This window comes from Ruegeria sp. YTSA072, from assembly GCF_059610285.1.
Window position 1 is genome coordinate 41,846 of record NZ_JBXWNI010000011.1, and the last position, 13,630, is coordinate 55,475.

The following is a 13,630-nucleotide window of genomic DNA, read 5'->3' on the forward strand; positions in this document are numbered from 1 at the left end:
CGGGGCGTGGCGTTGACACTCTGGGACCTGCCGCTTACATCGCTTTGAAGCCTTGGACAGGGCCGCCTTTCATCCCCCGTATCTATGGGTTGCAAGCAAGGTGGGCAAGCCTGTCGCAACCAAGACAAGAACAGATCCGCTGGAGTGAACATGCTGGGACTCGGAACGCTCGCCAAAAAGGTGTTCGGAACACCGAACGACCGCAAGATCAAGGCGACCCGCCCGCTGGTCGAAAAGATCAATGCGCTGGAACCTGAGTTCGAAAAGCTGTCCGATGAGGGCCTGATCGAAAAGACCGCCGAATTGCGCAAACGCGCACTTGATGGTGCGGCGCTGGACGACTTGCTGCCAGAAGCTTTTGCCAACGTTCGCGAAGGTGCCAGACGCGCGCTGGGTCTGCGCGCCTTTGACGTACAGCTGATGGGCGGCGCGTTCCTGCATCAGGGCAATATCTCGGAGATGAAAACGGGTGAGGGCAAGACGCTGGTTGCCACTTTCCCTGCCTATCTGAACGCTCTGACCGGCAAAGGCGTGCACGTGGTCACGGTAAACGAATATCTGGCAAAGCGTGACGCCGAATGGATGGGCAAGGTGTTTGGCGCCCTTGGAATGACCACCGGTGTAATCTGGTCGGGTCAGCCGGACGCCGAGAAAAAAGCTGCCTACGCCTGTGACGTCACCTATGCCACCAACAACGAGTTGGGCTTTGATTATCTGCGCGATAATATGAAAGCGGAACTGGATCAGATTTACCAAAAATACCACAATTTCGCGATTGTGGATGAGGTCGACTCGATCCTGATCGACGAGGCGCGGACACCGTTGATCATCTCGGGCCCTTCCGAGGACCGCTCGGACCTGTACACCGCCATCGACGCCCTGATCCCGTCGCTACAGGACGACCATTTCTCGGTTGACGAAAAGTCCCGGAACGTGACCTTTACGGATGAGGGAAACGAATTCCTGGAACAACAGCTGAACGCCAACGGTCTGATCCCGGAAGGCCATACTTTGTATGACCCGGAAAGCACCACGGTCGTGCACCACGTCAACCAGGGTCTGCGCGCACACAAGCTGTTTACACGTGACAAAGACTATATCGTCCGTGACGGCAACGTTATTCTGATCGACGAATTCACTGGCCGGATGATGCCAGGTCGCCGCCTGTCCGAAGGCCTGCATCAAGCCATCGAAGCCAAGGAAGGCGTGCAGATTCAACCTGAAAACGTGACACTGGCCAGTGTGACCTTCCAGAACTACTTCCGCCTGTACGACAAGCTGGGCGGCATGACCGGCACCGCGCTGACCGAGGCTGAAGAATTCGCCGAAATCTACGGTCTCGGTGTGGTCGAGGTTCCGACCAACAGGCCGATTGCCCGTCTTGACGAAGACGATCAGGTCTATCGCACTGCCGATGAGAAATACGGCGCGATGATCAATGAGACCAAAGAAGCGCAGGAAAAGGGCCAGCCGGTTCTTTTGGGCACAACCTCGATCGAGAAATCCGAACTGCTAAGCCAGCTGCTGCAAAAGGAAGGCATCGAACATAACGTTCTGAACGCCCGCCAGCACGAGCAAGAGGCACAGATCGTAGCCGATGCCGGCCGGTATGGTGCGGTGACCATTGCCACCAACATGGCTGGCCGCGGCACCGACATTCAGCTGGGCGGCAATGTCGAGATGAATGTGCTGCAGGCGCTGGCCGAAAACCCCGAGGCCGATCCTGCCGAGCTGCGAGCCAAGGAAGAGGCCCGCCACGCCGAAGAAAAGGAAAAGGTTCTGGCGGCCGGTGGTCTATATGTCATGGCATCCGAACGTCACGAAAGCCGTCGGATCGACAACCAGCTGCGCGGTCGTTCGGGCCGTCAGGGTGACCCGGGCCGCACAGTGTTCTACCTGAGCCTCGAAGACGACCTGATGCGCATCTTCGGATCAGAGCGGCTGGACAAGGTTCTGACCACGCTGGGCATGAAAGAAGGCGAGGCAATTGTTCATCCTTGGGTGAACAAGTCGCTGGAACGCGCACAGTCCAAGGTCGAAGGTCGCAACTTTGACATGCGCAAAAACGTTCTGAAATTCGACGACGTGATGAACGACCAGCGTAAAGTGGTGTTCAGCCAGCGGCGCGAGATCATGTCGACCGATGACTTGTCCGAGATCGTCTCGGACATGCGCGAACAGGTGATCGACGATCTGATCGACGAACACATGCCGCCAAAAACCTATGCCGATCAGTGGGACACCGACGGCCTGCACGAGGCGATCAAGGAAAAGCTGACCATCGATGCGCCCGTACAGGACTGGGCCGCCGAGGAAGGCGTCGATGATGAACAGGTCCGCGAGCGTCTGGTCAATGCTGCCGATGAGATGATGGCGCAAAAGGCGGCGGCCTTTGGTCCCGAAAATATGCGCAACATCGAAAAGCAGGTTCTGCTGCAGACGATCGACAGTAAATGGCGTGAGCACTTGCTGACGCTGGAACATCTGCGCTCGGTCGTTGGATTCCGCGGTTACGCCCAGCGCGACCCGCTGAACGAATACAAGAATGAGAGCTTCCAGTTGTTTGAATCCATGCTCGACAGTTTGCGCGAAACCGTGACTCAGCAATTGTCGCGCGTCCGTCCGCTGACCGAAGAGGAACAGCGCGAAATGCTGGCCCAGATGCAGGCACAGCAAGCACAGGCAAAACAGGCAGTGGATCAAGCCACCGACAAGGCCGAAGCACTGGCCGAAGCTCAGGCTTCAGGCGATGCACGCCCGGGCTTTGTCGAAGACGATCCCTCGACTTGGGGGAACCCGTCGCGCAACGATCTCTGCCCGTGTGGATCGGGCAAGAAATTCAAACATTGCCACGGCCGACTGACCTGACGTCACCTTGATCAAAACACATTGAGTCCGTTTCACGGCCACATATTGGCCGTGATTCAACTTCAGGATGCGACTCGCTCCTTCAACTGGGGAGGGTGTTTTGTTTGTAATAAAGAATTACGTGACCACTGGCGGCACCGTCGCTTGTGCCTTAGCCATTGGTTACCTGATGCAAAATGGATCGCCAGCGCAATCGGATGGCGCGCAGGCTCCTGTAACTGTGGCTGCCGCCAATCAGTCCTCGGTGATTGCCGGGCTGGAAGGAATTGTTCTGACCTCCTCGCTTCCGGCCGCTGATGCAACCACCGACATCAAGGCATCGCGGCGCGCCCTGGAGCCCACCCGATCGACCCCCTCTGATCAGGAAAGCTGCACTCTCAGTGCCCGCGCAAAGTCCGTCCCTGGCGCTGCGGCGCGCCTGACCGTCAAAGCACCCTGCCACGGCAATGAACGGATCGAAGTCCATCACAGCGGACTAACAGTTACTCAACGAACGGACAAAAACGGCGCTTTGGATCTGACGATCCCGGCCCTGTCGGAATATGCGATCTTTCTGATCTCGGTAGATGATCAGACCGGAACCGTAGCCACCACTCACATCCCCGACCTGGCCAACTACAACCGCATCGCCCTGCAATGGCAGGGTGAGACAGACCTGCAGATCCATGCGCTGGAATTTGGGGCCAGCTATGGAACCGCCGGACATGTATCGTCGAACCCTGACGCGAAAGGTGCGGGTAAGGTCGTGCATCTGGGCCAACAGGCGTTCGGCGATGCGCAGAATATCGAAATTTATTCCTTCCCTGCAGGCGAAACCAGCCAGACCGGTTCGATCGAACTGACGGTCGAGGCCGAAGTGACCGAGGTAAATTGCGGCCGGGATTTGGCCGTTCAATCACTCGAGCTGCGTGGCGATCGCCGCCTGCGGTCTCGCGATTTGACGCTGCCCATGCCGGATTGCACGCAGGCCGGTGATTTTCTGGTGTTGAATAATCTGCTCCAAGACCTGACAATCGCGGCAAATTAAACCGCAGGCAGGCTCGACTTTCTTATGACATTTTTTCGTGTGGCAGTGGCCACACTGATTTCGGTGACTCTGGCGTCATATGTGCACGCACAGGATATCACGCTGACCTCGCAAGACGGCAAGGTCGAGGTCACAGGCAACCTGCTGAGCTTTGATGGCGAGTTTTATCGCGTGGATACGCAGTTCGGTGAGCTGACCGTGGATGGGTCGGGTGTGACCTGCGAAGGACCCGCCTGCCCCAGCCTTACGGATTTCGTGGCCGAGGTTCGGTTCTCAGGCTCATCCGTCATGGCCGAAAAGGTACTACCAGCCCTGATCGTCGGATTCGCCCAGCAAGAGGGGATGTCGGCGACGCCGCAGCGTTTGGATTCCGGTGCATTCACCTATGAGCTTCACCAGACCGGGCGCGATGCCCCTTTGGGACGGTTCTATTTCGCCCCCAACAACACAGGTGGCGGCTTTGCGGATCTGATCGCCGATGAGACCGATATCGTCATGGCACTACGTGAAATTCGCCCATCGGAACAGGAGGCCGCGCAGACCGCTGGTCTGGGTGATCTGGCAGATGCCAGGCGATCCCGGGTCATCGCGCTGGACGCGCTGGTCCCAATTGTGGCCCGGGAAAACCCGGCGCGGCAGATTTCGCCAGCAGAACTGGTGCGCGTGTTTTCCGGCGAGATCCAAAACTGGTCTGAATTAGGAGGACCTGATGCACCCGTTTCCCTGCACTTACCAGACGCGGGTTCCGGTTTGGCGCAAGGGGTTGAGGATCGGTTGCTGGCCCCCGCTCAATCCACGCTGGCCGAGGGAATCGTCCGTCACACCCGTAGCAGCGATCTGGTTCGCGCTGTTGCTGACGACCCCTTTGCCATCGGTATCGCCAGCCATGCCGAGGTCGGGCCTGCCCGGGGCCTGCCTTTGACCGGCGGTTGCGGTCACGCGCTGACCGCCACGCGGCAATCCATCAAGACCGAAGACTATCCGCTGACATCGCCGATGTTCCTGTATCTGCCGGAAATCCGCCTGCCCCGCATCGCGCGGCAATTCCTGGCTTATTCGCAAAGCGCCGAGGCACAGATGGCGATCCGCGATGCCGGATTTGTGGATCAAGAACCCGAAACCATGCGGATCGGGCTGCAAGGGGATCGTCTGGCCAACGCAGTGGTTTCAGGTGGTGCCGAGGTCGGGTTGGAAGAGTTACAGCGCATGATCGACACGCTGCGCCCACAATCGCGCCTGTCGCTGTCGTTCCGGTTCGAGGCAGGTTCCTCAAGACCCGATGCGCAGTCACGCTCAAACATCCGGCAATTGGCCCATGCCCTTGAAACCGGAGCCATCGACGCGCGCAAACTGACCTTTGTCGGTTTCAGTGATGGTGACGGCGCGGCCTCATCCAATGCCAGGATCGCTTTGCTGCGGGCAAAAACCGTGCGCAACGCGGTGCTATCGGCGGTAGAAACAGCCATTCCGGATAGTGTCGAGATCGCCGTGGACGCATTTGGCGAGGCAATGCCCATGGCCTGTGATGACACGGACTGGGGCCGCAAAGTCAATCGCAGGGTCGAGGTCTGGGTTCAGTAACCCTTACAAATAGCCCTCGGACCGAAAGCTCAACTCATTCGATTTGCCAATAATCAGATGGTCATGCAGCGTCAGGCCCAGCGCGACGCAGGCATCCTGAATTCGGTTGGTCATATCGATATCCGATTGCGACGGTGTCGGATCGCCCGATGGGTGATTGTGTACCAAGATTAGCGCCGAGGCATTCAGCTCCAGCGCGCGTTTGGCGACCTCGCGCGGATAGACGGGAACGTGGTCGACAGTGCCTTTGGCCTGTTCTTCATCCGCAATCAGAACGTTCTTTCGGTCTAGGTAGAACACGCGGAACTGCTCAGTCTCACGATGCGCCATCGTCGTATGGCAATAATCCAGCAATGCGTCCCAGCCTGATACGACGTGCCGTTGCATGACCCGCGCGCGAGTCATCCGATGCGCACACGCCTCAAGGATTTTCAGGTCGGTGATCACCGTATCGCCGACGCCTTTGATTTGTCGCAGCCGTTCTTCGGGTGCGGTCAGCACGCGGTTAAAGTCGCCGAACGTATCCATCAGCGCACGGGCCAGGGGTTTGACATCCTGCCGAGGGATCGAGCGGAACAGGGCCAGTTCCAACAATTCGTAATCCGGCATTGCAGCAGATCCGCCCGACATGAACCGTTCGCGCAAACGTTTGCGGTGATCTTTGATATACGACGGCAAGCGACCCGTCGGCAGCGGCTGCACCGGGGCTTCGTCGGTTTCAAACAGCATCGGGGCTTCGGCAAAGGCGTCCTGAGTCATGGGACCACCGTGCCGCAGAATCGGTTTCTGAATGGTTAACGCATCTCACCTGCAATGCCTGCAGTTGCCCGTCGGACAACCATGTGCAGCAGGATCGAAAACACCCCCAGAGTCAGCATCGCCGCAAACATCAAATCGGTTTTGGCCCGCCCATTGGCTAGCAGCATTAGGTACCCCAATCCTTGCGACGACCCGACCCATTCGCCGATCACCGCTCCGATCGGGGCATAGACGGCCGCCAGCCGCATGCCCGAAGCCAATGAGGGCAAAGCTGCGGGGATACGAATGTGCCACAACACGGCGCGCCGGCTGGCCTGCATGGTGCGTGCCAGATCAAGATATCCCGGTGGGGTCCGCATCAACCCGTCGAAGAAGGATGAGGTGATCGGGAAATAGATGATCAAAACCGCCATCGCGACTTTGGACCACAGCCCATAACCCAACCAAAGGGTCAACAAAGGAGCCAGAGCAAAGACCGGCAGCGCCTGCGTAAACACCAGCATCGGCTGCATCAGCACCCGCGCGGCGCGGGAATTAGCCAATTGCAATGCTGTCAAAACGCCAAGAATCGTTCCACAAGCCAAGCCGATAACGACCTCGACCGCGGTAACCCAAGTGTGTTCCGCCATAACCCAGCGGTTCTGCCACCAGGTCTCGGCCACCAAAGCCGGGCCGGGAAGAATGAATTTAGGCAGTTCGGTCAGGGAAACGATCCCCTGCCAGATCGCCATTGCAAATACAGTCGCAGCAAGAGCTGACAACAATTTCATGCCGCTTCCTCACGAAGCATACGCAGTAAGGCGCCCTGCGCCTCAAGCGTCTCCAGATCATCGACGCTGCGCGGGGCCGGTGCATGTGGGGGCTGGCAAGGCGTTATGCCATTCTGCGTCATGACCACGATGGATTGACCTAACCGGGCAGCCTCGCCCGGATCATGGGTGACCAGCAGAACGGTTCGGTCCTGTAACGCTTCGGCCGCAAGGTCCTGCATATCCGCGCGGGTGCGGGCGTCCAGCGCCGAGAACGGCTCATCCAAAAGAACGATGGGCCGATCTTCCATCAACGTGCGGGCCAGAGCCACGCGTTGACGTTGGCCACCAGAGAGTTCGCCGGGCTTCTTGGTCATATGATCCTGCAGGTGCATCCGTTCGATCAGCTGATCACGGCGGCGCAAATCTGGCTTTTCTCCGCGCAACCGCGCACCCAACAGGACGTTCTGCGCCACAGTCGCCCAAGGCAGCAACAAATCGTCTTGCGCCATATATGCAACCCGTTCAGGCACAGGTTGCCCGTCACTTGCAGTAATCTGACCGGTGAACTCTGCGCCGGTGTCCAAGCCAGCAATCAGGCGCAGAATGGTGGTTTTGCCGACCCCCGATCCACCCAGCAAACACGTCCACCGCCCAGCCGCCAGCGTCAGGGTCAACGGCGCGAACAATAACGCGTCGCCAATCGCAGCCGAACCACGGACGGTCAGATCGGGGGCTGGGGTCATGGGGTCAGGCCCATTTGCCAGAAATTGACCTCTAACTCGGTCGCGGTACGGAAGGTGTGGCACAGACGAGTCCAACGCGGGGATGCTTCGAAATCCTCGCCAATACGCCTTGTTAGAGCCGAATCTAGCAATTCCCCGACCGCCACGCAGGCATCTTGGTAGTCATCGCTGGCATAGGTGGCGATCCAATCGCGATAGGTGTCAGACGTCGCCTCAGCCGCTAGTCTTATGCCAATCTCACCATAGCCCATCACACAAGGTACCAAAGCCGCCAGCAGGTCCAGCAGATCGCCGCTATACCCAGCCTCAAGCACGAAACGCGTATATGCTAGGTTCTCGGCACGTTCCGGAGTAGCAAAGAGTTGGTCCTGCGGGATGCCTTCGGCCTCGCAGATCCCGATATGCAGCTTCATCTCTTCGCTGATCAACCCGTTCACGGTGCGCGAGGCTGCCAGCATTTCCTCATGCGTTTCCGACTTCACAACCGCCAGCGCCCAGGCGCGAGAGAAATGAATCAGGAACACATAGTCTTGCCGCAGATAGTGCAGAAACGCCGCGCGCGGCAGCGAGCCGTCCTTCATCCCTTCGACAAAAGCGTGGCAGGTGTAATCCCGCCACGGCCCCTTTGCGGCCCCGCGCATCAACGCGAATGCTCTGCCATAGTCGCTCATTGCACGGTCACATCTACTGAAATGTCGCTGACCGGATTGATGCTGTCGATCATGCCGCTGTCTTTCAGGAACGCTTCGAAACGGGCATAGCGACCTGCATCAAACCCCGCCGGGCGCAGCGCGAAACGGGGCAGTGTATCCACCCATGCGCGCGCGTTCAGCTCATCCTGCAGTTCGGGTGAGGTGGCGGCGAAGATTTCCCAGCTTTTTCCGGGGTTGTTGACGATGAACTGGGTCGCCTTTTCGGTCGCCGAAAGGAAACGGGCGACCTTGTCCGCATCCATCGTGTCGGGATTGGCGACATAGATCAGCTCATCATAAGACGGTACCCCTTCTTCCTCGATGTAGAAACACCGGCCCGCGACGCCTTCGATGTCCATCTGGTTCAACTCAAAGTTCCGGAAGGCTCCGATCACCGCATCCACCTGACCGGTCATCAACGAAGGCGACAGCGAGAAGTTGACGTTGACCATTTCAATATCGTCCAGCGCGACATCATGGGCGTTCAGCATAGCGCCCAGCACCGCCTCTTCCACGCCCGCGACCGAGAAACCAATCTTTTTGCCCTTCAGATCGGCGAGCGTTTTGATCGGACCGTCCTGTAGCACCAGCAGGCAGTTCAACGGCGTCGCGACCAAAGTGCCGACGCGCTTCAACGGCAAGCCCTCATGGATTTGCAGGTGAAGTTGCGGCTGGTAGGACACCGCCAGATCAGCCTGACCGGCGGCAACCAGACGCGGAGGGGCCGATGGGTCGGCGGGTGGTACAATCTCAATCTCCAGCCCCTCGTCGGCAAAGTATCCGTTCTCTTGCGCCACAATGATGGGCCCGTGGTCGGGGTTGACGAACCAGTCCAGCAGAACGGTCATCTTGTCTTCGGCCCAGGCTGGCGCGGCGGCCAGCAGGGCAATTGCTGTCATCAGCTTTTTCATATCTCGCGTGTCCTTTTCATTCACGAGGTTGAGGCCGCGACGAGAACGATCTCGCCTGGCCAATCCGGTTGCAATTTTTCGGCAGCACGCCACGCACGCAGACCAGTGGCGCAGCAAAGTGCCAACGTTTTTCCTTTGTTAGTCTCTGATTTTATCAATTCAGGAGACCCGCGGAGCGCGTTGGGATGAATGAGTTCAGGGGCCTCATCCGGGCTGCGCAACTCGATGATCAGATCATCCGTGGTCAGTTGGCAGGCCGACACAAACGGGAAGTGATGGCTGGGCTCGGGCGCATCGTCAAAGCGAAACGTGCTGCTTCGCATCGTGCGGGCATCGAACTGAATCATCTGCCCGAGTGGCGAAGGGTCCAGCCCGAGAATAACCCTCAGCGCCATTTGCGCTTGCATCGCGCCAATCATTCCGACGACCGGACCCAACACACCAGCCGTGGCACAGCTTGCACCACTGCCCGGCGCGTCGGGAAAAACCGCCCGCAAAGATGGAGCGCTGCCGCAGAAACCGCCGACATAACCCGACAACCCTAGGACCGAGGCGCTTATCAGCGGTTTGCCAAGCGCGCGACACGTGTCCGACAATGAATAGCTTGCAGCATAACTGTCTGCGCAATCGAGAATGACGTCGGCTTGTGAGACGAAACGTTGCGAATTTAATTTAGTTAGAGCCTGATTTTTCGTCGAGATCGTAATTTCAGAGTTTAAGGCCTGACAACGCTCAGCCGCGACTTCGGCTTTGGGGCGGCCACAGTCCCCTTCGGCAAACAAGGTCTGGCGATGGAGGTTCGACAGGGCGACTTCATCGGGGTCTACGATGGTCAAATATCCGACCCCAGCACCAGCCAGCAAAGGCAAAACCGGCGCTGCCAGCCCCCCGGCCCCCACCACAAGAACCCGCGCGCCGGATAGGCGGGCCTGTCCACGCGCGCCGACCTCCGGCAGGATCATCTGACGGGCGTAGCGGCTCATCTGGTGACCTCGATCCACGCACGTAAGCGGGCTTCTGGGTCTGCATTCAAGGTGATGTCTGTCACGACTGAGACAATGTCCGCCCCTGCCTGCAGCACCCCCGGCGCGCGCTCGACACTCATCCCGCCAATACCGACCAAAGGGACTTCCCCCACGCGCGCTTTCCATTCAGTGACACGCGGCAGGCCTTGTTGTTCCCATTTCATCTTTTTCAGGATCGTCGGGTAGACGGGACCAAGCGCGACATAGTCGGGGTTCATGGCCAAAACACGCTCAAGCTCGTCATCGTCATGGGTCGAGACACCCAGTTTCAACCCTGCGCGTCGGATTGCCTTTAGATCTGCGTCATCCAGATCCTCTTGTCCCAAATGAATCCAGTCGCAGCCTGCGTCGATGGCAACCTGCCAATGGTCATTCACCACCAGAACAGCCCCATGCGCACGGCACAGATCCCGCGAAACCGCGATCTGTTCACGCACGACCGCATCCGCTTGGTCCTTGATCCGCAACTGCACCAGTTTCACGCCCAGAGGCAGCGTCCGGTGCAGCCAGTCGGAATGGTCGAAGATTGGATAAAACCGGTCGAGGTTCATGACAAAAACGCCTTTCCAATAACAGGGGTCGAGGGTTCGGCCATATCGCGCGCTTCGATCGGGTCGGCCTGATAGGCCAGTCGCCCGGCCTCGATGGCCAGCTTCATCGCTTTGGCCATTGCGGCGGGATCGCCGGCCCGTGCCACCGCGGTGTTCAGCAGAACGGCATCATACCCAAGCTCCATCGCATGTGCGGCGTGGCTGGGCAGGCCGATACCAGCGTCAATCACCAGTGGTATTTCGGGAAACTCAGCGCGCATTGCGCGCAGGGCGTATTCGTTGTTCAGACCGCGGCCCGAACCAATCGGGGCCCCCCAAGGCATCAGAACTTCACACCCTGCCGCCAAAAGGCGCTCACCCACGATCAGGTCGTCCGTGGTGTACGGAAAAACCTCGAACCCGTCTTCGCTCAGAATGCGCGCGGCCTCGACCAATTGGAACACGTCGGGCTGCAGGCTGTCGGTATGCCCGATCAGTTCCAGCTTGATCCATTTGGTGTCAAACACCTCACGCGCCATATGGGCGGTGGTCACAGCCTCTTTCACCGTATGGCAACCTGCTGTGTTGGGCAGGATAAGAACGCTCAGATCGCGGATCATCTGCCAAAAGGTTTGTCCTGCGCCTGCTTCGCGTCGCAAAGATACGGTGGCCACCCCGGCCCCGCTGTCCCGAAATGCCTGTTCCAAGATTGCAGGGCTTGGATATTGCGCGGTGCCCAGCATCAGCGGGTTCGGCAGTGATGTGCCGTAGACGGTCTTCATCGCTCACCCCCCCTGCATCGGGGCGACGACTTCGATCCGATCGCCATCCTTGATTTTACGGGCCTTGCGCAGGCTCGAAGGCACAAAACCCTCGTTCACAGCCGTCGCCACCCGGCCCGAAAACCCGCATTCCTGCAAAAGGCCGGAAAGAGTTTCGGCCTGCACGTCGCGCATCTCGCCGTTAAGTACGATCTTCATCGACCATCTCCGAATGTTTGTTGTCCAACGCTAGGTCAGCCACGCCCTTGGCCAGTGCAGGGGCCAGCAAGTAGCCGTGGCGGTAGAGGCCGTTGGCATAGATTGTCGGTCCCAGCCGTCGAATACGTGGAAGGTTGTCGGGGAAAGCGGGGCGCAGATCGACGCCGATTTCCAACACTTCAGCCTCACCAAAGGCGGGGTTCAGGGCGTAGGCTGCGCTCAGCAACTCAAGCATCGAGCGTGCGGTAATTCGGCTGCTATCCTCGGATTCGATCATTGTCGCGCCCAGCATGTAGACGCCGTCGCCGCGTGGAACGATATACAGCGGCACGCGTGGATGAAGCAGGCGTATAGGCCGGGTCAGTGTCACGTCTGGGCACCGTATCACCAGCATCTCACCCTTCACGCCGCGCAAGTCCTGCAGATATTCGCGCGCGTGCAGACCTCTGCAATCAATGGCGTTGTCCAATCCCGTCGGAGCGCGCGCATGATGGAATTCAACACCGTGATCCTGAAGCTGGTGCGACAGATCCAGTAAGGCCTGACGCGGATCCAAATGGGCTTCCGCAGCAAAGTAGAGACCCTTTTTGAAACCATGCAGATCAGGCTCTAATAAAATTATTTCTCTGTCATCAACTTCAGAAAACCCCTCCGTTCTGCGGGCGAAACGACGCAGATCCGGCAGGTCTCGTGGGTTAGCAACAACCAATGTGCCGCGCCTGTGGACCTGAGTGCGCTTGGCCCACCAGTCGATTGCCAATTGCCCCAGACGCAGGACAGGTTCCTCGGCGTTTTCATACTCGCACCAAGGTGCCAACATTCCGCCCGCCCACCAGGAACAGCCATGCGGCCCCGGTGCACCACCGGGATCAAACACCTGAACCTTGGCCCCGCGCGCGACAAGTTCGGAAGCAACGGCCAACCCGACCACGCCTGCCCCTATGATCGAACAGACGGTCACGCGGACCAAACCTGATGGAAGTGATGAACAGGCCCGTGACCTTGTCCGATTTTTAGAGCATCAGCCTGAGCGATGGCGCCCTGCAGATAGTCATGTGCTTGCGCCACGGCCTGGGGCAGCGAAAGATCCTTGGCCAATCCGGCCGCTATGGATGAGGACAGCGTGCATCCCGTTCCGTGGGTGTTGCTTGTCTGTCGGCGCGGCGCTTGAAATTGGTCCATCACGCCAAAATCTGAGACCAGTACGTCGTGGCAGATGTCGCCTTTCCCATGACCGCCCTTCATCAGGACCGCACCCGCACCCAATGCGCATAACTCGCGCCCTTGTGTAATCATCTGCTCGAAGCTGTCCGCTGGTTCAGCGCCCAGCAAACGGGCCGCTTCTGGCAGGTTTGGCGTCAACACGGTCGCGCGCGGCAACAATACGTCGCGTAGCGTTTGGATCGCCTCTTCTGCCTGCAATGCATCGCCGGATTTCGCGATCATGACCGGATCCAGAACCACCGGCCCGTCAAAATCCGCGATACTGTCTGCGACACATTGGATGATCTGAGGGGTCGCCAGCATTCCGATCTTGATCGCACCAACATCCAGGTCGGTTAGAACAGCCTCGATCTGGGCTGCAATGACGTCCAGAGGGATGCCATGCACGGCCGTAACTGCACGAGTATTCTGCGCCGTCACTGCGGTAATTACGCTGGCACCGTAGACGCCAAGCGCGGACATGGCCTTGAGGTCTGCCTGAATTCCGGCCCCGCCGCCGCTGTCAGATCCTGCGATTGTTAAGGCAATTGGTGCCATG

Annotated in this window: 14 protein-coding genes; 3 read left to right on the top strand and 11 right to left on the bottom strand. The window is 58.8% G+C overall.

Features of this window, described 5'->3' with window-relative positions:
- Positions 1-150: 150 nt before the first annotated feature.
- The 3 genes from secA to AC2FIB_RS16975 all read left to right on the top strand — a co-directional run bounded on the left by secA (position 151) and on the right by AC2FIB_RS16975 (position 5,476).
- Complete coding sequence (gene secA, locus AC2FIB_RS16965) at positions 151-2,868, top strand: preprotein translocase subunit SecA (RefSeq protein WP_496842456.1); 2,718 nt, start codon at positions 151-153, stop codon at positions 2,866-2,868.
- A 100-nt stretch (positions 2,869-2,968) separates the two neighbouring features.
- Positions 2,969-3,895: a hypothetical protein gene (locus AC2FIB_RS16970; protein WP_496842458.1), complete on the top strand. Its 927-nt coding sequence runs from the start codon at positions 2,969-2,971 to the stop codon at positions 3,893-3,895.
- 24 nt (positions 3,896-3,919) lie between these two features.
- Positions 3,920-5,476 (top strand): phosphate ABC transporter substrate-binding/OmpA family protein, encoded by a 1,557-nt coding sequence (locus AC2FIB_RS16975; RefSeq protein WP_496842459.1) that lies wholly within the window; start codon positions 3,920-3,922, stop codon positions 5,474-5,476.
- A 3-nt stretch (positions 5,477-5,479) separates the two neighbouring features.
- On the opposite strand, the gene radC is transcribed toward AC2FIB_RS16975, so the two are convergent.
- From radC to thiD, 11 genes are read right to left on the bottom strand one after another with little or no spacing between them, the layout of a single operon-like run.
- On the bottom strand, positions 5,480-6,235 hold the full coding sequence (radC, locus tag AC2FIB_RS16980) for a RadC family protein (protein WP_496736660.1): 756 nt from the start codon (positions 6,233-6,235) through the stop codon (positions 5,480-5,482).
- A gap of 35 nt (positions 6,236-6,270) precedes the next feature.
- Positions 6,271-7,005 carry an ABC transporter permease gene (locus AC2FIB_RS16985; RefSeq protein ID WP_496736659.1) on the bottom strand — a complete coding sequence of 245 codons (735 nt, stop codon included), beginning with the start codon at positions 7,003-7,005 and terminating at the stop codon, positions 6,271-6,273.
- Positions 7,002-7,730 (bottom strand): ABC transporter ATP-binding protein, encoded by a 729-nt coding sequence (locus AC2FIB_RS16990; protein WP_496736657.1) that lies wholly within the window; start codon positions 7,728-7,730, stop codon positions 7,002-7,004. The genes AC2FIB_RS16985 and AC2FIB_RS16990 overlap by 4 nt, the downstream gene beginning before the upstream one ends.
- Positions 7,727-8,401 carry a TenA family protein gene (locus AC2FIB_RS16995; RefSeq protein ID WP_496842462.1) on the bottom strand — a complete coding sequence of 225 codons (675 nt, stop codon included), beginning with the start codon at positions 8,399-8,401 and terminating at the stop codon, positions 7,727-7,729. The genes AC2FIB_RS16990 and AC2FIB_RS16995 overlap by 4 nt, the downstream gene beginning before the upstream one ends.
- Positions 8,398-9,333 carry an ABC transporter substrate-binding protein gene (locus AC2FIB_RS17000; protein WP_496736654.1) on the bottom strand — a complete coding sequence of 312 codons (936 nt, stop codon included), beginning with the start codon at positions 9,331-9,333 and terminating at the stop codon, positions 8,398-8,400. Before AC2FIB_RS17000 ends, AC2FIB_RS16995 begins: the two co-directional genes overlap by 4 nt.
- Before the next feature lie 20 nt (positions 9,334-9,353).
- Entirely contained in the window at positions 9,354-10,316 is a 963-nt protein-coding gene (locus tag AC2FIB_RS17005; RefSeq protein ID WP_496842464.1) for a ThiF family adenylyltransferase, read from the bottom strand.
- Positions 10,313-10,909: a thiamine phosphate synthase gene (locus AC2FIB_RS17010; protein ID WP_496736652.1), complete on the bottom strand. Its 597-nt coding sequence runs from the start codon at positions 10,907-10,909 to the stop codon at positions 10,313-10,315. The genes AC2FIB_RS17005 and AC2FIB_RS17010 overlap by 4 nt, the downstream gene beginning before the upstream one ends.
- Positions 10,906-11,670, bottom strand: coding sequence for a thiazole synthase (locus AC2FIB_RS17015; protein WP_496721320.1), 765 nt, complete (start codon positions 11,668-11,670; stop codon positions 10,906-10,908). Before AC2FIB_RS17015 ends, AC2FIB_RS17010 begins: the two co-directional genes overlap by 4 nt.
- A 3-nt stretch (positions 11,671-11,673) precedes the next feature.
- Positions 11,674-11,868: a sulfur carrier protein ThiS gene (gene thiS / locus AC2FIB_RS17020; protein ID WP_496721321.1), complete on the bottom strand. Its 195-nt coding sequence runs from the start codon at positions 11,866-11,868 to the stop codon at positions 11,674-11,676.
- The gene (locus AC2FIB_RS17025; protein WP_496736651.1) at positions 11,852-12,829 is read right to left on the bottom strand and encodes an FAD-dependent oxidoreductase; all 978 of its coding nucleotides are present in this window, start codon (positions 12,827-12,829) and stop codon (positions 11,852-11,854) included. Before AC2FIB_RS17025 ends, thiS begins: the two co-directional genes overlap by 17 nt.
- On the bottom strand, positions 12,826-13,629 hold the full coding sequence (gene thiD, locus AC2FIB_RS17030) for a bifunctional hydroxymethylpyrimidine kinase/phosphomethylpyrimidine kinase (protein WP_496842468.1): 804 nt from the start codon (positions 13,627-13,629) through the stop codon (positions 12,826-12,828). Before thiD ends, AC2FIB_RS17025 begins: the two co-directional genes overlap by 4 nt.
- Between the last annotated feature and the right edge of the window lies 1 nt (position 13,630).

Excerpts from the sequence above, each read along its gene's own strand:
- secA (WP_496842456.1), top strand. The coding sequence starts at position 151 with ATGCTGGGACTCGGAACGCTCGCCAAAAAGGTGTTCGGAACACCGAAC.
- AC2FIB_RS17000 (WP_496736654.1), bottom strand. The coding sequence starts at position 9,333 with ATGAAAAAGCTGATGACAGCAATTGCCCTGCTGGCCGCCGCGCCAGCC.
- AC2FIB_RS16975 (WP_496842459.1), top strand. The coding sequence starts at position 3,920 with ATGACATTTTTTCGTGTGGCAGTGGCCACACTGATTTCGGTGACTCTG.
- radC (WP_496736660.1), bottom strand. The coding sequence starts at position 6,235 with ATGACTCAGGACGCCTTTGCCGAAGCCCCGATGCTGTTTGAAACCGAC.
- AC2FIB_RS16995 (WP_496842462.1), bottom strand. The coding sequence starts at position 8,401 with ATGAGCGACTATGGCAGAGCATTCGCGTTGATGCGCGGGGCCGCAAAG.
- AC2FIB_RS16990 (WP_496736657.1), bottom strand. The coding sequence starts at position 7,730 with ATGACCCCAGCCCCCGATCTGACCGTCCGTGGTTCGGCTGCGATTGGC.
- AC2FIB_RS17005 (WP_496842464.1), bottom strand. The coding sequence starts at position 10,316 with ATGAGCCGCTACGCCCGTCAGATGATCCTGCCGGAGGTCGGCGCGCGT.
- AC2FIB_RS16985 (WP_496736659.1), bottom strand. The coding sequence starts at position 7,005 with ATGAAATTGTTGTCAGCTCTTGCTGCGACTGTATTTGCAATGGCGATC.
- thiD (WP_496842468.1), bottom strand. The coding sequence starts at position 13,629 with ATGGCACCAATTGCCTTAACAATCGCAGGATCTGACAGCGGCGGCGGG.
- thiS (WP_496721321.1), bottom strand. The coding sequence starts at position 11,868 with ATGAAGATCGTACTTAACGGCGAGATGCGCGACGTGCAGGCCGAAACT.
- AC2FIB_RS17015 (WP_496721320.1), bottom strand. The coding sequence starts at position 11,670 with ATGAAGACCGTCTACGGCACATCACTGCCGAACCCGCTGATGCTGGGC.
- AC2FIB_RS17010 (WP_496736652.1), bottom strand. The coding sequence starts at position 10,909 with ATGAACCTCGACCGGTTTTATCCAATCTTCGACCATTCCGACTGGCTG.